We start from the raw sequence: 17,960 nt of genomic DNA on the forward strand, positions 1-17,960 counted from the left end.
GGCCTAATTCAACTTTCGAGGAAGACTGTAGTCAACCGTGTGATCGCAGCTACCGTCTTTCTCGCAATCATTTACCCCATCACCATCGACATCCCAGCTTGGGTGCATGCCTTTTAATGTACTTTTTACGACGCTAATATCTGCTGTAAATTCACTTTGCTCATCACGGCGCGCAGCATTGCGCATCAAAAACACTCGAATCACATAATCGCCATTATCAGGAATTTTAATCTCGGCATGATCACCTTTTGCCGGGCCAACAAACAAAGCTGTTGGGTTGCCTTTTGGTAAAATATTAAAGTAGCTGCTTGAATTTGATGGAGCAAAATCAACCTTTAAAGTAGTGCCTTTATTAAGGTTAATTTGATATTCCAGCAACTCATAACCTTTGATTGCGTCTTTAACTTGCCAGCTTTGCTGCAAAGCAATATCTGAAGCTAGCAACTCATAATGACGACTATTTGGTAAATTTTGTTCAGCAAACACCAAACTACTTTTAGCCACCGAAAAACAAAACCCTATTAATAACAACAACTTCATATTTTACCTCCTTTTAAATTCTCTTTTAAAGAATGATAAACGCTATTTTTACAATTTTTAATTCTTTTAAAGTGAATCTATAGTTACTCCATCGCAGACACACTGCTCAACTAAACAGGATACCTACTATGAAACTTTTTACTTTAATCTCAGCTCAACCACACTTACAAAATATTAGCACTTTATTGGCGCGTATTGGTTTATCGGCCATCTTTTTACTAACTGGCTTTAGCAAAATAGAATTCTTTGATGCAACTGCACAGTACATGGCATCAGTAGGTTTACCAGAGTTCTTACTGCCGTTTGTGATTGCTTTTGAAATTGTTGGCGGGTTATTTATTTTACTAGGGTTTTTAACACAACTAACCGCTATCGCTTTTGCTGGTTTCAGCTTAGTCAGCGCTTTGCTATTCCACTTTCAACTTGATGATCAAATGCAATTTTTAATGTTCTACAAAAACATTGCGATGGCAGGCGGCTTTTTAGCATTAGCCAGTGTTGGTGCAGGCAAAATCAGCCTAGATCAACTAGTGTTAAAACGTAGTCAGGCGTAATATTTCTACCAGCCAATGACCTAAGTTGTTGGCTGAATTTGTTTTTAAGGGAGCGCGAAAATGGCAACGTTATTAACAGCAACCAGCCACGATATTGGTGGGCTCGATGTAAAACGCATCTTGCCGCATTTTGACAAAAAAATGGTTGGCCCATTTATCTTTTTTGACCACATGGGGCCAAACCACTTTCCTCGCGGTGAAGGCATAAATGTGAGGCCTCACCCTCATATTGGCCTATCAACGCTCACTTATTTATTTACTGGCAGTATTTACCATCGCGATTCGCTAGGTAATAGCCTGCAAATAGAACCCGGCGATGTTAACTGGATGACCGCAGGTCGCGGTATAGTGCACTCAGAAAGAGAAAGCCTTGAAGTGCGGGCGAGCGAGCACGACATTAATGGTCTGCAATGCTGGGTTGCTTTACCTGAGAGTATGACCGAAATAGCACCGCGTTTTGAACATATCAAAAAACAGCAATTGCCTGAGAAAATCGAAAAAGGCGTGCTGATGCGACTCATTGTCGGTGATGCCTATGGCTTAAGCTCCCCAGTGAAAAACTACTCACCGATGTTTTATGTCGATACAGTCGCCGAGCAAGGTAGTCATATTACTAAACCGCACCCTCATCATGAAACCGCCGTGTATGTTATTTACGGTGAAATTAGTGTGGGTGATACTCGCTATACCCAAGGCGACTTTGTGCTACTTGATGACAGCGAACACGAAATAACGACTCTAATGCACAGCCGCTTTATTTTACTCGGTGGCAGTAAATTCAATAAAGTCCCGTATTTACACTGGAATTTTGTTGCTTACAGCAAAGAGCGCATCGAGCAAGCAAAACAAGATTGGCAAGCACAGCGCTTTGCAAGCATTCCTGGTGATGAGCTTGAGTATATTGAGTTGCCCTAACCTAAAAAGTAAACTTTATCAGCATTTACAGGTACTATTAGGTAGTTAAGTAAGCAAAGGAACATCATGCTAAGAATTACGCTAGAACAGTGGCGCATGTTTCGTGCTGTTGTTGAATTTGGAGGCTTTAACCAAGCCTCACAAGGTATTCATAAAAGCCAATCGAGTATTCATAACGCAGTTGGCAAAATTGAATCTGCGCTCGATGTAAAATTATTCAGCATTCAAGGCCGTAAAACCGTGCTGACTGAAGCCGGCGAGATGATGCTACGGCGCGCCAATTACTTACTCGATGAAGCCGCTAAAGTTGAGGCAATTGGGCAAACTTTGGGTGAAGGTATCGAAAGTAAGTTACGCATTGCCGTTGATGCTATTTTCCCACAACAATTACTTTATAAGGTACTTAACGACACGTCATCGCAATACCCGCAACTGCGTATTGAGCTGCATGAGTCTGTACTAATGGGGGGCAATGAACTGCTCGAAAACGATCAGGTTGATATTGCTATTACCGGCTTTCCAATTGCGGCAAGCTTTCACGAAGAGTTATGTGATATCGAGTTTATTGCCGTCGCCCACCCAGATCATCCCTTGCATGCGATAGAGCGTGAAATTACCCTCGAAGATTTAAAATCACACCGCCAAATTGTTGTTCGCGATTCAGCGAATAAGCACAAACAAGATGGTGGCTGGTTAGGTGCCGATCAGCGCTGGACCGTCACTCATATGCGCACTTCGATTGATATGATCAGTAATGGATTGGGCTTTGCGTGGTTACCAAAAGTCGCGATAGAAACACAACTTGCGACAGGGCAAATGAAAGCACTTAATTTAACTCATAACAGCAGTCGCAGCGCTAAGTTACATTTGCTCTTTAAAGACGGTGACAAACTGGGTCCTGCAGCACGCTCGTTTATCGGCGAGTTGCGTTATCAAGTAATGAAAAACCTATAGCTTCAAGGGCGTTTCAGCAATACCTTTAACGCCCGGCTCAAGAATAAACACGCCACCACTGTGCGGGTAATCAGCGAGTACTGAGTCTTCGAGCCCTACTGCCGCTGTTGTCACCGCCAGATGCGTGAGCTCTTCACCTACAAATGCGACACTCGTAACACGCGGTGCGGGTAAGCGAATAAACTGTACTTGCTCACCGTTTGGAGCAAAACGATACACGCCATAACCATTCCATGCAGCAACCCACAGATGATCTTCGCTATCAACAGTCATGCCATCAGGAAAACCCATATTGTCAGTAAAGCGAATAAACTCTTGTTTATCTGCAAGCTCGCCATGCTCATTCAGAGTGAAGCGGTAGATTGTTTGTTTATCTGAGTCTGTAGAATATAGAAACTGGCCATTTTTACTTACCGCAGGCCCATTGCTAATGGTGTAGTCATGATCAACTGCTGTCGGAGCCTGACCATGACCAAAACGGTATAACTTGCCACTATTGGTTTGCTCTTGAGAGTCCATTGAGCCAAAAAAGCCAAAGCCTTGTCGAGACGTTTTACCATCGTTTAAGCGGTTTTGTGAGGGTTCGTGATCGATTGAGTAAAGAAGTTCGCGGCTAAAGTCTTCACTATTGAGCTTATAAATGCCTTTGGCAAAGCCTGCGATTAATTCAGCTTGCTCGGTTTCCATCACCCAGCAAATCGGTTCTGGCATAGTAAACTGGCTAACTCGCATCGATTGACACTGCAAACGAAACAAACGCTGCCCTAAAATATCGACCCAAAATAAACAGTTATGTGCCTTAGCAAAATAGGCACCTTCGCCCAATTGGCATTGGCTAGAAATGATTATTTTAATGGTGTCATCGAGCATTGGCTTCATTACACAAAAAGCTGAACTATTCTCATTCTATCTGTGTATGAAAATAAGTGCTAGACCAGATAAACCCGCAACCAGCAAGATGATGCCGCGAATGGCCTTTTCATTGAGGTTATTGTTGATCACAAACGATAAGCCCCAGCCAATTAAAATGGCGGGTAAGCAAAAAAAGAACAGCTTTACATCGGCCATATCGGCAGAGCCTGTTAGCATCAATACAATAATGCCAAATAAGTTTATAAATACAAAAAAGGCACTTAGGTTTGCTTTAATTTTGTCTTTATCTTCAGCTTGATAGAGTAGCCCCATTGGCGCGCCACCGGCTGACGTTGTGGTACCTAAAAAGCCTGACGACATTGACGCAAGTAAGCTTGTAATAGTGGAAATTTTCGGTTTCATACCTATGATAGACAATGCCACCACTATCAAAATACTCACTCCTAGCAAGAGTTGATACTGCTTCGCATTGACATACCACATCACCACAGCAGCAAGGATAACTCCCACTGCACCACCAATAATGGAAATGCCCGTCTGTTTCATGTCTATCGCACCGCGGTGTTTAATCATTAACACCGACGTTAAAAACAGCGCATTCAAAATCATTGGCCCAGGCACCAGCTCTGGCATCAGCCAGTAAAGTACAGGCACACATAGCATGCCTAAACCAAAGCCAATAACACTTTGCAGGCAAGCGCCAATAATCAGAATTAAATAAACAAGTACAAAGTCGGTCAAACTTTCTTACCACCTTCCTAACTATTAGATTCAAATGTTTAAAATAATTATTTATTATTATAGTACTATTTGGATCGTGTAAAATTTTTTCTTTGGTTTAATTTAACTTAAAGCAACTAACAATTTAATTAAGTCCAACCTGCATCCACTATCAGTGATTGTGCTGTCATCATGCGGCTGTCATCAGCAGCTAAAAATAACGCGGCATTCACTATATGGTCTGGTTGTATTGTTTCGTTAATACACTGACTTAAACGAACATCTTCAATCATTTCTGGGGTTAGCCAATGAGTCATTTGGCGCTCTGTCATCACCCAACCCGGAACCAGTGAATTCACACGAATATTGTCTTTACCGTATGAAGCAGCTAATGAACGGGTTAAACCTTCAATTCCCGCTTTTGCGGTTGTGTAGGCTGGCATGCCTGTTTGCTTAATACGCCAACTTACCGACCCCATATTGATAATGCTACCGCCGCCCAAGCGCTGCATGTGTTCAACTACAGCTTGCGATGAAAAGAAACACGGGCGCAAGTTAACAGCAAACTTATCTTCCCAATATTTCACATCCATATTCTCAGCGGCATGGCGGGTGTCATCGGCTGCGTTATTAATTAACACACCAATGTCACCCTGTTGCTGACGCGTTTGCTCAATGGCCGCTTTTAAGGCTTCAACATCACGAATATCACAATAGATAAACTGCGGGTCAAACTCATATTTACCCGCTAATTTTGCGCATAACGCATCGCTTTGCTCGGTTGCAATATCAACAAAGGTGACTTTCGCGCCCTGCTCGCAGAACCGCGTTACCATTACTTCACCAATTCCCGATGCACCACCAGTAATAAACACACTCTTACCAGCAAGGCTTGGGTAAACTGTTTTTAGCTCGTTTGAATTTGGCATGATAACCTTTTGTTTTAAAGTAATTACAACGTCAAGAAGCGATACTTATTGAGCCGCTTCTTTATCAGCGATTTCTTTTTCAATAAACGCCATTGCTTCATCAATCATGTACGTCATCATGTTTTTAGCACGTTCAGGATCGCCGCTTGCAATCGCGTTATACACTTTAAAGTGCTCTTCAGCGATCGCCTTTTTATTACCCTTAGCAGGTGTAGTATGTTGAATACTTACGTGTAATGCGGTGCGAATAAAGTCACGTAATTGATAGAAAAAACGGTTACCACTGGCATGTAAAATTGCTGTGTGGAAGGCAAGATCTGGCTCATGCATTACGCCTTCTGGCTCTTCTGCTGCCGCTTGCATTTTATCGAGTGCCATTTTAATTTCTGCTATGGCTGCTTGGTCGCCTTTTCTTGCTGCAAGTGCTGCTGCTTGTGGCTCAATCGCCAAGCGCACTTGTAGAAATTCTTTAAGTACGTAAAGTGATGGGCTGCTTTCTAACAACCATTTTAATACGCTTGTGTCGTATAAGTTCCAGTTCTCCGCCGACTCAACACGAATACCTTGTCGTGGACGAGAAGAAATCAGTCCTTTTGCAGCAAGCATTTTCACTGCTTCACGAACAGCTGTGCGGCTAATACCATACACTTCACAAAGTTGTGCTTCGGTTGGTAGCCCCGTTTCAGTGTTATAATCACCAACAATTATTGCTTTACCAAGCTCATTGGTAACTTGTTGTGATAGGTTTAAATTTTCTAAACGCGCCATGTGTGTTCCTCAAAAGATCTGAGTAATATGATACATCTATAAAGCTATTCCGTCATCCTGGAAATAATTGATTAAAATCAATAACAAGCAAAAAACAACCTAATACAAGTGTCTATATTTCAAACAATACAGTCACCATTTTACCTACAGACTGTCACCTTATTTTAACAAATCTCTTTCACTTACCTTATTTATAATATAATATTTTTATTCAACAACTAAAAAAGCAAAATTCTCTTTCAAAATTAGGTGGAACACACGATGGTCGAACTAAGTACCTTAGACTGGGCAGTGCTAGCAGGATTTTTTGTCCTGTTACTAGGCGTTGTCGTGATGTCTATGCGACAAAAAGAAGAAGACACCGCTGATTACTTTTTAGCGGGTCGTAATGCAAGTTGGTTAGTGATTGGTGCCTCTATTTTCGCATCGAACATTGGCTCGGAACATTTAGTGGGCCTTTCAGGTTCAGGCGCACAATCGGGTATGGCACTGGCTCACTGGGAAATGCAATCGTGGATCATTCTACTACTCGGTTGGATTTTCGTGCCTTTCTATTGGAGTAGTAAAGTCTACACCATGCCTGAATTCTTAGAGCGCCGCTTTAACTCTAAATCACGTACCTTCTTGTCTGTTATCTCATTGATTAGTTATGTATTAACCAAGGTTGCGGTAACGGTTTATGCCGGCGGTATCGCATTTAAAACAATCTTGGGTATTGAGAGCATTTGGGGTATCGACTTCTTCTGGATTTCAGCGATTGGCCTTGTCGTGATCACCGGTATTTATACGGTACTTGGTGGTATGAAAGCCATTATGTGGACCTCCGTGTTGCAAACTCCGGTGCTCATTATTGGCTCCTTAGTCATATTAGTTGTTGGTTTAGATAAAGTAGGTGGCTGGGAAGAAGTTGAGCGTATTAATGCGGCCAATATGCACCTTATTCGTAGTGCTTCAGATGCTGAATTCCCATGGCCAGGCATTATTTTTGGCTCATTCATTATTGGTTTTTGGTATTGGTGTACAGACCAATACATCGTACAACGTGTTCTATCTGCAAAGGGTATTAAAGAAGCGCGTCGCGGTACCATGTTCGCCGGTTACTTAAAATTACTTCCTGTATTTATCTTCTTAGTGCCGGGTATGATTGCCTATGCATTAAATGCTAAAGGTATTATTAGCTATGAAAGTGCTGACCAAGCCTTCCCAACGTTAGTTGCTGAACTATTGCCAGCAGGTGTTAAGGGGATTGTAATCGGTGGTTTAGTAGCGGCTCTTATGAGCTCTTTAGCATCATTATTTAACTCATCAGCAACCTTATTTACCATTGATTTCTATAAGAAATTCAAACCAGAATCATCTGAGAAGCACCTTCTGAAAGTAGGCCGTATTGCCACTATCGTGATTGTTGTATTAGGTCTTTTATGGATACCCGTCATGAGCTTAATTGCCGATGTGCTTTATGAATATCTGCAAAGTGTGCAGTCTCTTATTGCACCAGGTATTGCTGCGGTATTTTTACTAGGTTTATGTAGTAAACGCATCACTCCAACAGCGGGTTTTGTGGGCTTAGTATCAGGTTTTGTGCTTGGTATGATCCGCTTAGTATTACTGCCATTTAAAGATGATTTAACAGGTTCATCATTTGCGTGGATCACCACAATGAACTGGTTATATTACTGTATTCTGCTATTTGTCGTGGTCGTTGCGATTATGATTGTGGTAAGTATTTTCACCAAACAAGCAGACGAAGAACAATTGAAAGGTCTTACTTTCTCAAGCCTAGATAAAGCAACTATGAAAGAAGTAGCTGCCGGCTTAGATAAGTGGGACTACATTCATACTGCGGGTATTATTGGTATTACTGCCTTTATTTACTACCGCTTCTGGTAATCGTTCGTTCCCAAAGTTGTAGGGCGCCAATTGGCGCCCTTTTTTAATCAGCGAGTTCTGGTGAGAACACTGGAAAACCGTTTTTATCCCACGTAATAATGCGTGCTCGCGCATGGCGATTTGGGTCTGTAAGCGGTGTGCCTTTCAACTCTTTATAGTCACGACTGTGATAAATCATTAAATCGGTTACACCATCTTCAGCTTTTACAAAACTGTTATGCCCAGGGCCAAAACGACCTAGCTCAACATTGGTGGTGAACACCGGCTCAGCCTTTTTATGCCAACTAGCAGGATCAAGTAAATCAGCATTCACATCTGCCCATAGCAAGCCCATCGCATATCGATGATCGGTGGCACTGGCTGAATAAGTGACAAATATTTTATCGCCATGGGTAATGACTGCAGCACCTTCGTTCACCTTGTAGCCTTGCACTTCCCAATCAAGGGTTGGCTCAGTAATCGCGATAATGGGTTCTTTAATTGATGTTGGTGAGTCCATTTCAGCTAACCATAAAGCTGAGTTATAAGTTGCAGGCTGGTTCTGCTGCGCCCAAATCATGTAACGCTTCCCCTTGTGCGTAAAACTTGTGGCATCAAGCGAAAAACTATCAAGGTGGCTAGTTACTTGCCCCATTTCTTGCCACTCACCTTGCATCGGATTGGCACTGTCGTTTTTAAGTGCATACATACGAATACTAAACGGTTTTTCGATATCACCTGCGGCGAAATAGATATACCAACTGCCATCAATCTGATGTAGCTCAGGGGCCCAAATGTTGACACTCATTGGGCCTTTATCGCGCTTTTGCCAAATAACCTTCGGCTCAGCTAATTTTAAATCGTTTAAACGACAAGCTTGGCGTAGTTCAATTTCATCAAATTTCGGCGAACTACCTATAAACGTGTAACAGCCACTTTTATCATCGCGAACTAACCAAGGATCAGCACGTTTGAGTACAATGGGGTTATCAATTGGCGCTAAAGTCTTGCTACTATTAGCATCAGCAAAGGCTGACAATGGCGAGGCGCTTAACGCACTAAGAAGCGTTAGCCGAGATAATTTTTTGAGCATAATGTGTCCTGTATTTCGTCTTGATTTTATTGTTAATATTGTATTACATATTATATAGTAGCTGAATGAACACAAGAGTTAAAACAACAAAAGGTATTCAAGCATGAGACCCGTAAGTAAGGTGACACACGCAATGAAGTGGCTTTCAACAGGGCTACTTTTTTCTGCCGCAGCCGTATCTGCAAAGCAAGTTGAAGTTCACGACCCGGTAATGACCAAAGAGGGCGACACGTACTATGTATTTAGCACAGGCCCAGGCATTACCTATTATGAATCGAAAGATTTAACCAACTGGAAACTTACCGGCCGCGTTTTTAAAGATGAGCCAAGTTGGGCAAAGCGTATTTCACCAAGTTTTGATGGCCACTTATGGGCACCCGATGTGTACGAGAAAAACGGTAAGTTTTATCTTTATTACTCAGTCTCTGCATTTGGCAAAAACACCTCAGCAATTGGTGTAACGGTTAACGAAACCCTTGACCCATCATCACCTGATTACAAGTGGATTGATTACGGCATTGTGGTTGAATCTGTGCCTGAGCGTGACGATTGGAACGCTATCGACCCTGCCATTATCGAAGATGACAATGGTACACCGTGGATGAGCTTTGGTTCGTTCTGGGGCGGCCTTAAACTAGTACAACTTGATGATGACATGGTGCGCTTAGCAAAACCTGAAAAATGGCATCACATTGCGAGTCGCCCAAACACGGAACATGGCCCAATTGAAGCACCTTATATCTTTAAAAAGAATGGCTATTACTACCTGTTTGTTTCGTTTGATAAATGCTGCCGTGGCGTAGAGAGTACTTACAACGTACGCGTAGGCCGCAGTAAAAACATCGAAGGCCCATATTTAGATCAACAAGGTCGCTCTATGGTTGATGGCGGTGGCAGTTTAGTTATTGAAGGTAATAAAGATTGGGCAGCCCTTGGTCATAATGCTGCGTACACCTTTGATGGCAAAGACTATTTAGTATTACACGCCTACGAAACAGCCGATAACGGCGTGCAAAAGCTACGTATTTTACCCATGAGCTGGAAAAATGATTGGCCGGTTGTTAACCCAGCCGACCTAAATAAGCTCAAAACCAAGCTTAAGAAGTAATTATTCAACACACAAAAAACCTGCAAAATTGCAGGTTTTTTATTTGCTTTAATGACCTCGTTTGAGGTTGAAAGTAGGTGTTATCAACTAAAATCAACCAAGGTAATATCAACAAGCATGGGGCTATGGCAGCCTTGTTGATGTTTTTCTTCAATAAATACGCTCTACACATCACGCGCCAGATGCGCAGGTATTAGCACTTCAAAGCGACTGCCTTTATTCATTAATTGCAATGCTTCTTGCAAGCCCACTATCGCCTCTGCAATTTCGTACTCTACAGCAGCGCCTTGCTTGCGAGTATCAAATAACACCCGACCATTTGTAAGGGTAACGCGTTGATGCACAGTCACAGTAGCATCCCAACTAGGTTTATCCCCCTGACCTTGCTCAATCACTCGATAACCAAGCCCTGTGGGTGTTTGGTAAAAACTGTGTTGCTCAGCGCTGTTATCTAAAAGCGACGGTAAAACATGCTCTTTAGCCGTCGCAAACACATTGTTGCTTAACATAGCCAACTCTTTATTGTGCGTTGATTAAACGAATACCATAGATACCACCGGCAACAGAGTCTTTGTCGGCAGCAAAACGTAAAGTAAGCGTTTTCGACTTTTTCATTGCTTCTGTTAATGGGTAATCAATGGTGTAGAACTCATCCGTTGGTTTACCTACAGGCAAACTAACTCCAGCTAATTGCTCACCATTTAAATTAATTGAGAAATGACGGTTCACATCGCCAATAAAATAGCGAATACGCAAAGCAACCGCTTTTTGTTCTGGGTTACTAAGCTGATACTCAAACCAACCTGTCGCATCGCGCCAATGATGACCATTATTAACACCTGCGCGGGTTCCCTCACCTTTAAAGTCGTGTTCGACTTCAGGTTGTTGCTCACCCGGTGTAATTTGATCAACGGTTAATAAACGAAGCTGTTCTTTCGCTTGCTCAGCCGCTTTTGCATCGGCAACAAATTGCGTGAACTCAGCTTCGCTTTGCTGCGGCCAATACACTTGATAGCGACTATCGTGTAAGCGGAAGAACGGAATTAGCTCTGTGCTCTTTGTGTTATCGATACCTTGCTTGGCAATCGCCACATTTTTATCGGCGATAAATGCGAGCTCTTGGCCCGGTTTACGAGTGAGATCGGCAATAAACTTTTCTGGCTCACTCAGCATGATTGGCAGAGCTTCTGGCGGACAAGTCGGCCCTGCGGCAATGTGGCCCATGCGGCTATTGTCAGCAACAAAGTTAAGCTGCTCATTTGCAAATGCTTGTACTTTAGTGGCCATTACAACAGGCCCATACATCACAGAGTAATAATGCTGACCATCAGGTAGCTGCTCAGTATAAAGCTTAGGACTAAGTTCAAAAGCAAGCTTGTCACCGCTTTGCCAAGCATGGCTGATACTGTAGTAACCATCTTTTTCGGTTGCGCTTACAGCTTGTCCATTTAAAGTAAAGCTCAGCTCACCTTGCTGCCAAGACGGTTTACGAATATGAATTACCGACTCAGTGCTTTGCCCCTCAGACAAACGATTCACGGTCAGTGAGACCTTGTTATCATCTGGGAATTGGCTGTCTTGCGTGATCTGCAAACCCTGCTGTTGCCAATTTAACGTGCTTGGAATAAACAAGTTCACCCATAGCTCTTTACCGGTATTGCTATAAATCAGCTCACCATATTTGCTGTGATTCTCAATACCTGAGCCTACACAACACCACATTGAATCTTGCACTGACGAATACATGCGGTAATGCCCAGGGCGCATTGAGGTAAAGTAAACAAGACCACCATGCTCTGGGTGTTGTGACGATAAAATATGGTTATATGTGGCGCGCTCATAATAGTCTAAATAGCGCGTATCACCGGTTTTTAAGAACAATAACTTACTCAGTTTCATCATGTTGTAAGTGTTGCAGGTTTCTGGGCCTTCAACATCTTCAACCATCGGCGTAAAGTCACTTTTATCATGAAAATGCTCACGTACCGAGTTACCGCCAATTGATACTGAGCGCTCTTGGCTGACTATTTTCCAGAAAAAGTCAGCACCTTGCTGCCATGCTTTATCATCGCTGGCATTTGCGACCTTCAACATACCAATAATTTTTGGAATTTGCGTATTGGCATGCAGGCCCGTTAACTTATCTTCTTTGTGTAATAAGGGTTCAATAATGATGTTATGAGAGAACTGACGCGCTAGTTTTAAGTAACGCTCATCGTCACTAATAAAGTACATATCAGCAAACACATCATTTAAGCCACCATGCTCTGAATACAACATTTGTTGAACTTGTTCATCAGTTAGCTTAGCAGTGGTCGCTAAGAACCATTCACCTAACTTAAATAGCATTTGTTTGGCTTTATCACTACCGGCTACATCGTATGCATCACGCAAGCCATGGAAGATTTTATCTATGTTATAAAGCGGTACCCAGCGGTCATTTAAGCTGAATAAATCGGCTTTGATTTCACCCTTTTCAATCTGCTGCCACATTTCATCGCCATTTGGGATTCCGCCTAAGTAACCACCAGTGACTTGCTGGGCGCGATCCAACTCGCTTAGCATATAATCTAAACGCTGCTTTAATTCTTCGTCACCTGTGGCTGCCCATGCAAGGCTCAAGGCTGAAAGATAATGACCGCCAATATGCCCATCAAGGCCTGTGCTTTCCCAGTTGCCATAGTTAGGCGCTTTTGGCTTAAGGCCAGCTTCACGCAGATAAGGAGCAAGCAGCTGATCTGGATGAAGTGCTAATAAATAACGCACATTCGTTTGCTGCGCATGTAAAAACGGGCTGGCGTTTAAACTTACTTGGTTTAGGGCAAATAAATGTTGTTCGCTGGTATGTTCAGCATGCTCCACAGCAGCAGTTTGTTTACTGTCTGTAGGCTGCTCACTGCAACCGGTCACAGTTAAAATTGCAGCGCAAACGCTTGCTAAATAGCTAACCTTGAATGTGTTCATACTGTTGTCTCCCAGCGAATTGTTATTTTAAAGAGCAAAGCGCACACACTTATTTAGTGTGTGCGTTTAAAGGATGGTTATTTTGGTAGGCGTTTATGAATAACCATATCCGTATAGTACTCATCGGTAATTTTGTATTTTTTCAAAATCAAACCAAGTAAGGCGTGGAATACACCCGGAATGATAGTTAGCATCAGTGCTAAGCCCATAAGGGTAAATTCAGTTTGCTCAACGTTAGGCTTGTACTCAAAGAATGCCAGTAATAAACCACCTGCTAAGCCAGCTAAGCCACCCCCTGCTTTTTGGCAGAATGAAATACCACCAAATGATAGGCCCGATGCACGAACGCCGTCTTTAATTTCACCGTAATCTACAGCTTCAGCAATGGCAGACCAGAACACTGGTGCATGTAAATCAACAACAAATGACAAGATGATATAAAGCACAAACGCCATCATTACATCACCCGGTTGCACCACAAAATACATTAGCAATGAGATGAATAGCACGGCGATTTGTGATTGACGGAATAGCTTCATTTTACAGTAACGCTGGGTGATCCACGTACTTGCCACCATAGAGACAATAGATGCTGCAATACCCGCACTGGTAAAGGCACCCGCTAAATCTGGTACACCTAAGTAATAGGTTGCGTAATACATAGCAACACTGCCACGAATCGCATAGCCAAGCGTACCAAGCACACATGCTGCACACAGGAGTAACCATTGGTCGTTTTTAATAAGTACTTTTAATTGTGTAAGTACACCTTCGGTTTGTGGCTCATGGGTAATACGTTCGCGAGTAGTAAAAAAGCAAAACAAAAATAGTGCTACGGCACAAGCCGATACTAATGCCATTGCCAGTTTATAACCATACGACAAGCTGCCATCTCCCCAATATGAGGCAAGCAGCGGTACTGAAAATACGATCACCACATTGGCAATCTTAGCGAAGAACATACGGTAGCCATTAGCTGACAAACGCTCTTTAGGATCGGCAGTTAATACACCAATGTAAGAGATATAAGGGATAGCAACACCGGTAAACATCAAGGTCGCAAACAAGTATGTGGCATAAGCCCAAGCTAACTTCATGTTGTAGTCGAAATCAGGCGTGGTAAATAACAGTACGACCGACAAACCATATGGCACAGATAAAAATAAGAACCAGTGACGGAACTGACCCCAACGGGTTTTCACTTTATCGGTGATCACCCCCATTAAAGGGTCGGTAAAGGCATCAACAAAACGCGCCACTAAAAACAACACACCCATATCAACCGGATCAAGCCCGTAGATATCGGTGTAAAAGAAAGACATAAAATAGAATAACGCTGCAACCATGACATTTACTGCCATGTCGCCGGCACCAAAGCCGACCTTTTCTACAACGGATAACTTTTGAGATTCCATACAACAACACCCTAATTGGTCAATAATGAGCCGCCGCTCACTATTTCAAGCAATGCTAAAAAGTTTTCAACACTGCGTATCAAATAAATTTACAGCCTTAGATATTACACAGCTTGGCCATTGCGTTCGTTATTTTTGTAAATTTAATGCTAATCTAATTAATAGTATTATCATACTTATTAAATCGCAACTCTTTTCGACCGATGGTTTGGTTTATAAAAACCAATAAAAAACCCCAGCAAAGCCGGGGTTTTTAGGTCTATAAAAGAAATTTAGAAAGAGTAACGTGCGCCTAGTGCGAATGTACGTGAGTAGATACCGTTACCAAAGTTAAATAGGTTGTCGTTACCTTCACCGTAGTAGCTTTGATATACGTCATCTAGGATGTTCGTTGCATCAAAGGTTACGACAAAGTCATCATTCACATTGTAGCTAAATTGGAAATCTAAGCTTTGCTCAGGGCGATTCCAGAATTGAATCGGGTTAGCAAAGATTGCCGCTTCGTTACCTGTGTAGAACTCAGAACGCCATACATAAGATAAACGCATGTCGAATGAATCACGCTCGTAGATACCTACGATGCTGTACGATTCATCAGAAACACCGGCCATTTGCGAATCAACATACCCAGAGATTTCACCTAGCTCATTGAATTCAGGTGTATCTTGCTCTGAGTCAAGCATCGTGTAGCTTGCTTGCACACCAAAACCATTTAAGTACTCTGGTAAGTTTTCTGGGAAGTAAACTAAACCAACTTCTAAACCAGACAGTTCACCGTTTGAAGCATTCACTGGTGCACTTAATACATATGGGCGTGTTACGCCATCATCGCCTTCGCGCACAACTTGCTTACGACCCGCAACAACTAAGCCTTCAATTTCACGGTAAAAGTAAGCTGCGTAAAGTGAGCTTGTATCTGCGAAGTACCATTCAAGTGATACATCATAGTTCTTTGATTCTGTTGGTTTAAGATCTGGGTTACCACCATTACCTGTACCGTAGGTAGCACCTTCTGTTAAAGGATCATACCAGTATTGCAACGCGTTTAAGTCAGCAAAGTTAGGCATACGTAGTGTTTCTGTGTACGCGACACGGCCCACTACATCATCAGTGATGTTCCAGTTTAGTACTAAGCTTGGTAGTAATGCGCTGCTATCAGCACTTGCTGAGCTTTCTTCAAATACATTTGAGTTCATACCGCCAGACTCAGCAACAAAGTCCATGTCTTGCTCATAGCTTACATAACGTAAACCAAACTCACCGCTGATATCTTCCGTTAAGAAAAAGTTAGTTGTTGCATATAGCGCGTACGAGTTTTCTTCGATATCAAATGTTTTGTATACGTCTTCAGCTTCAAGGCCATATACGCTACGGACAGCATCGCCGTTATCTAGCATGTAGCCACCGTCAGCAGTTACAAAGCTATTGAATACATCAGCACGGCCATCGAAATAGTCATCAACTTGGAACACAATGCCTGTACCATCGCCAGATGCACCCGCCGCTGCTAGCTGTTCAATTAAGCTAGCCACAGAGGTGTTAGCAATACCAGCCTCTTGACCACGCGTGTACTCTTGCGCAGTTCGCTTTTCGTAACGACCGCCGAACTTCACTTTATCAAAATAAGTACCACCAATTAGGTATTCAGCATCAAATGTGAAAGTTAATGCGTCACCCGCGTTACCGCCGCCATTGTCATAAACAGTACCTGCATTCCAGTTTTCGATAGCAGCCATATCTGCTTCGTTTACCCCTGTGTTTGGATCATCCCAAAACGCAATACCTGGTACGCCGTCTTTATCGTTAAAGTCTACATCTAAGCCATATGCAGTGCGGTCAAAACGCATTGCGAAGAAATCTGTTTCGTACTCACTGTCTTGGTAAACAACTTCTGTGTTGATGGTTAGGTAATCGCTTGCTTGCCACTCGGCACCTAATGCATATAAGTAGCTATCTGTTTTACCATATGAAAAGTCACCACTTTGGAAACCGCCAGCACCAATCGCTTGCTTTTCTTTAACTACGTTAGTGCCATCAAACACCGTTGGTGTTTCGATGAAGCCGTTACCGTTTTCGAATGTATTTGAGAACCACATCGCGTTTTGCGATTCGTTTTCGTAACCTGTGTAGAAACCTTCAGCTGTGATTTCGAGTGTTTCATTAGGTGCCCACTGTAAAGAGACAGACGCAGCTGGACGCTTACGAAGACCAGTGAATGAAGTACCAAAAATAGCATCACGTGCAAGTAAGTATTCAGTTGGCTCACCATTTACGTCTAAAGTAGAACCTGCCGCAGTCGGTAGACCTAACTCAGTACCTTGAGTCCAAAATTCATTTGGTACACGTGAGTACGGTGAGTAGTTGTACTGTGGTTTATCAGTAAAGAATGGGAACGCTGCACCTGCTGTGATGGTGTCATCGCGGTAATGTGTTTCAGCATAAGAAATATTGAAAAGTGCGCCAAACTCACCAGCGCCGTCGATTTCCCAACGGTTAGAAAGTAACGCACTGATATTTGGATCAACTTCATCTGGTTGATCTGAGTAAATCGCACGTGCCGCTAAAACAACTTTTTCACCTTCGAAGTTGAAAGGACGGTGGGTTTTGATATCGATCGCACCTGCGATACCACGTTCAATTTGATCCGCCGAACGGGTTTTATAAACTGTTACACCCGAAAGTAAACTTGCAGGTATGTCTTGCAGCGCCACATCACGACCCGCACCTGTAAAGATAGCACGGCCATTCACTGTGGTATTAACATCAGTAAGACCACGGATTGAAACCGCACTTACTTCACCAGCACCACGGCCTGTTGTTTGTACACCTGTCACACGTTGTAGTGCTTCAACTACGTTGTTATCAGGGAATTTACCAATATCTTCAGCAACAATTGCATCCACGATTTGAACGCTTGCACGTTTTTCATCTAGCGCTTTGTTTAAACTGCCGCGAATACCTGATACTTGAATAACTTCCATCTCATCGACGTTATTCTCAGGAGTGTTTGGTGCTTCCTCCTGTGCAAAAGCAAATTGACAGGTAAATGCCATAACTACAGCACTGGCTATGTGTGTTCTTTTAAACATAAGCGGTGTTCTCCAAATTATAGTTATATCGGTCCGCTGAACTTTCCCCATTCAGTTACCGAAGAGTGACCACTGCATTGTGCATCGTGTGTTGTCAAAACGGTGCGCGAGTGTGTCTACATTTATTATGTTAATACATTGCTGCCTGAACTTTAATCATATTGTATGA

Annotated in this window: 15 protein-coding genes; 5 read left to right on the forward strand and 10 right to left on the reverse strand. The window is 42.7% G+C overall.

What is annotated here, in order from left to right; translation table 11 throughout:
* Positions 1-3 precede the first annotated feature (3 nt).
* Entirely contained in the window at positions 4-540 is a 537-nt protein-coding gene (locus IMPJCBKJ_RS17305) for a hypothetical protein (RefSeq protein WP_054552292.1), read from the reverse strand.
* A 128-nt stretch (positions 541-668) separates the two neighbouring features.
* Here IMPJCBKJ_RS17305 and IMPJCBKJ_RS17310 point away from each other — a divergent pair, with 128 nt between their 5' ends.
* The 3 genes from IMPJCBKJ_RS17310 to IMPJCBKJ_RS17320 all read left to right on the forward strand — a co-directional run bounded on the left by IMPJCBKJ_RS17310 (position 669) and on the right by IMPJCBKJ_RS17320 (position 2,963).
* Positions 669-1,094: a DoxX family protein gene (locus tag IMPJCBKJ_RS17310; RefSeq protein WP_054552291.1), complete on the forward strand. Its 426-nt coding sequence runs from the start codon at positions 669-671 to the stop codon at positions 1,092-1,094.
* 60 nt (positions 1,095-1,154) lie between these two features.
* On the forward strand, positions 1,155-2,009 hold the full coding sequence (locus tag IMPJCBKJ_RS17315; protein ID WP_054552290.1) for a pirin family protein: 855 nt from the start codon (positions 1,155-1,157) through the stop codon (positions 2,007-2,009).
* A 66-nt stretch (positions 2,010-2,075) separates the two neighbouring features.
* Complete coding sequence (locus IMPJCBKJ_RS17320) at positions 2,076-2,963, forward strand: LysR family transcriptional regulator (protein WP_138619607.1); 888 nt, start codon at positions 2,076-2,078, stop codon at positions 2,961-2,963.
* On the opposite strand, the gene IMPJCBKJ_RS17325 is transcribed toward IMPJCBKJ_RS17320, so the two are convergent.
* From IMPJCBKJ_RS17325 to IMPJCBKJ_RS17340, 4 genes are all read right to left on the reverse strand, one after another.
* On the reverse strand, positions 2,958-3,842 hold the full coding sequence (locus IMPJCBKJ_RS17325) for an SMP-30/gluconolactonase/LRE family protein (RefSeq protein WP_240921053.1): 885 nt from the start codon (positions 3,840-3,842) through the stop codon (positions 2,958-2,960). The genes IMPJCBKJ_RS17320 and IMPJCBKJ_RS17325 overlap by 6 nt on opposite strands.
* A gap of 27 nt (positions 3,843-3,869) precedes the next feature.
* On the reverse strand, positions 3,870-4,577 hold the full coding sequence (locus tag IMPJCBKJ_RS17330) for a sulfite exporter TauE/SafE family protein (protein WP_138619606.1): 708 nt from the start codon (positions 4,575-4,577) through the stop codon (positions 3,870-3,872).
* Between the two features lie 128 nt (positions 4,578-4,705).
* Positions 4,706-5,485, reverse strand: coding sequence for an SDR family oxidoreductase (locus IMPJCBKJ_RS17335; protein ID WP_166341251.1), 780 nt, complete (start codon positions 5,483-5,485; stop codon positions 4,706-4,708).
* A 45-nt stretch (positions 5,486-5,530) separates the two neighbouring features.
* On the reverse strand, positions 5,531-6,253 hold the full coding sequence (locus IMPJCBKJ_RS17340) for a FadR/GntR family transcriptional regulator (RefSeq protein WP_054552285.1): 723 nt from the start codon (positions 6,251-6,253) through the stop codon (positions 5,531-5,533).
* Between the two features lie 261 nt (positions 6,254-6,514).
* Between IMPJCBKJ_RS17340 and IMPJCBKJ_RS17345 the strand changes: the two genes are divergently transcribed.
* Entirely contained in the window at positions 6,515-8,143 is a 1,629-nt protein-coding gene (locus IMPJCBKJ_RS17345) for a sodium:solute symporter (RefSeq protein ID WP_054552284.1), read from the forward strand.
* A gap of 43 nt (positions 8,144-8,186) precedes the next feature.
* Here the strand turns inward: IMPJCBKJ_RS17345 and IMPJCBKJ_RS17350 are convergent, their stop codons facing one another.
* Positions 8,187-9,215 (reverse strand): family 43 glycosylhydrolase, encoded by a 1,029-nt coding sequence (locus tag IMPJCBKJ_RS17350; protein ID WP_166341253.1) that lies wholly within the window; start codon positions 9,213-9,215, stop codon positions 8,187-8,189.
* Between the two features lie 133 nt (positions 9,216-9,348).
* Between IMPJCBKJ_RS17350 and IMPJCBKJ_RS17355 the strand changes: the two genes are divergently transcribed.
* Positions 9,349-10,323, forward strand: a complete 975-nt coding sequence (locus IMPJCBKJ_RS17355) for an arabinan endo-1,5-alpha-L-arabinosidase (protein ID WP_233999108.1) — start codon at positions 9,349-9,351, stop codon at positions 10,321-10,323.
* A 164-nt stretch (positions 10,324-10,487) separates the two neighbouring features.
* Here the strand turns inward: IMPJCBKJ_RS17355 and IMPJCBKJ_RS17360 are convergent, their stop codons facing one another.
* From IMPJCBKJ_RS17360 to IMPJCBKJ_RS17375, 4 genes are all read right to left on the reverse strand, one after another.
* Positions 10,488-10,832, reverse strand: coding sequence for an FKBP-type peptidyl-prolyl cis-trans isomerase (locus IMPJCBKJ_RS17360; RefSeq protein WP_166341255.1), 345 nt, complete (start codon positions 10,830-10,832; stop codon positions 10,488-10,490).
* Between the two features lie 10 nt (positions 10,833-10,842).
* Positions 10,843-13,287, reverse strand: a complete 2,445-nt coding sequence (locus IMPJCBKJ_RS17365) for a glycoside hydrolase family 127 protein (RefSeq protein WP_054552280.1) — start codon at positions 13,285-13,287, stop codon at positions 10,843-10,845.
* A 77-nt stretch (positions 13,288-13,364) separates the two neighbouring features.
* Positions 13,365-14,702, reverse strand: coding sequence for an MFS transporter (locus tag IMPJCBKJ_RS17370; RefSeq protein WP_054552279.1), 1,338 nt, complete (start codon positions 14,700-14,702; stop codon positions 13,365-13,367).
* A gap of 272 nt (positions 14,703-14,974) precedes the next feature.
* Positions 14,975-17,791, reverse strand: a complete 2,817-nt coding sequence (locus tag IMPJCBKJ_RS17375; protein WP_166341257.1) for a TonB-dependent receptor — start codon at positions 17,789-17,791, stop codon at positions 14,975-14,977.
* Positions 17,792-17,960 lie beyond the last annotated feature (169 nt).

The sequence above is a fragment of the Pseudoalteromonas sp. MB47 genome (assembly GCF_011319765.1).
In the GTDB taxonomy this organism is placed as follows: Bacteria; Pseudomonadota; Gammaproteobacteria; order Enterobacterales; family Alteromonadaceae; genus Pseudoalteromonas; species Pseudoalteromonas simplex.

Excerpts from the sequence above, each read along its gene's own strand:
- IMPJCBKJ_RS17355 (WP_233999108.1), top strand. The coding sequence starts at position 9,349 with ATGAAGTGGCTTTCAACAGGGCTACTTTTTTCTGCCGCAGCCGTATCT.
- IMPJCBKJ_RS17360 (WP_166341255.1), bottom strand. The coding sequence starts at position 10,832 with ATGTTAAGCAACAATGTGTTTGCGACGGCTAAAGAGCATGTTTTACCG.
- IMPJCBKJ_RS17310 (WP_054552291.1), top strand. The coding sequence starts at position 669 with ATGAAACTTTTTACTTTAATCTCAGCTCAACCACACTTACAAAATATT.
- IMPJCBKJ_RS17305 (WP_054552292.1), bottom strand. The coding sequence starts at position 540 with ATGAAGTTGTTGTTATTAATAGGGTTTTGTTTTTCGGTGGCTAAAAGT.
- IMPJCBKJ_RS17320 (WP_138619607.1), top strand. The coding sequence starts at position 2,076 with ATGCTAAGAATTACGCTAGAACAGTGGCGCATGTTTCGTGCTGTTGTT.
- IMPJCBKJ_RS17335 (WP_166341251.1), bottom strand. The coding sequence starts at position 5,485 with ATGCCAAATTCAAACGAGCTAAAAACAGTTTACCCAAGCCTTGCTGGT.
- IMPJCBKJ_RS17325 (WP_240921053.1), bottom strand. The coding sequence starts at position 3,842 with ATGAAGCCAATGCTCGATGACACCATTAAAATAATCATTTCTAGCCAA.
- IMPJCBKJ_RS17375 (WP_166341257.1), bottom strand. The coding sequence starts at position 17,791 with ATGTTTAAAAGAACACACATAGCCAGTGCTGTAGTTATGGCATTTACC.
- IMPJCBKJ_RS17365 (WP_054552280.1), bottom strand. The coding sequence starts at position 13,287 with ATGAACACATTCAAGGTTAGCTATTTAGCAAGCGTTTGCGCTGCAATT.
- IMPJCBKJ_RS17350 (WP_166341253.1), bottom strand. The coding sequence starts at position 9,215 with ATGCTCAAAAAATTATCTCGGCTAACGCTTCTTAGTGCGTTAAGCGCC.
- IMPJCBKJ_RS17340 (WP_054552285.1), bottom strand. The coding sequence starts at position 6,253 with ATGGCGCGTTTAGAAAATTTAAACCTATCACAACAAGTTACCAATGAG.
- IMPJCBKJ_RS17370 (WP_054552279.1), bottom strand. The coding sequence starts at position 14,702 with ATGGAATCTCAAAAGTTATCCGTTGTAGAAAAGGTCGGCTTTGGTGCC.
- IMPJCBKJ_RS17345 (WP_054552284.1), top strand. The coding sequence starts at position 6,515 with ATGGTCGAACTAAGTACCTTAGACTGGGCAGTGCTAGCAGGATTTTTT.
- IMPJCBKJ_RS17315 (WP_054552290.1), top strand. The coding sequence starts at position 1,155 with ATGGCAACGTTATTAACAGCAACCAGCCACGATATTGGTGGGCTCGAT.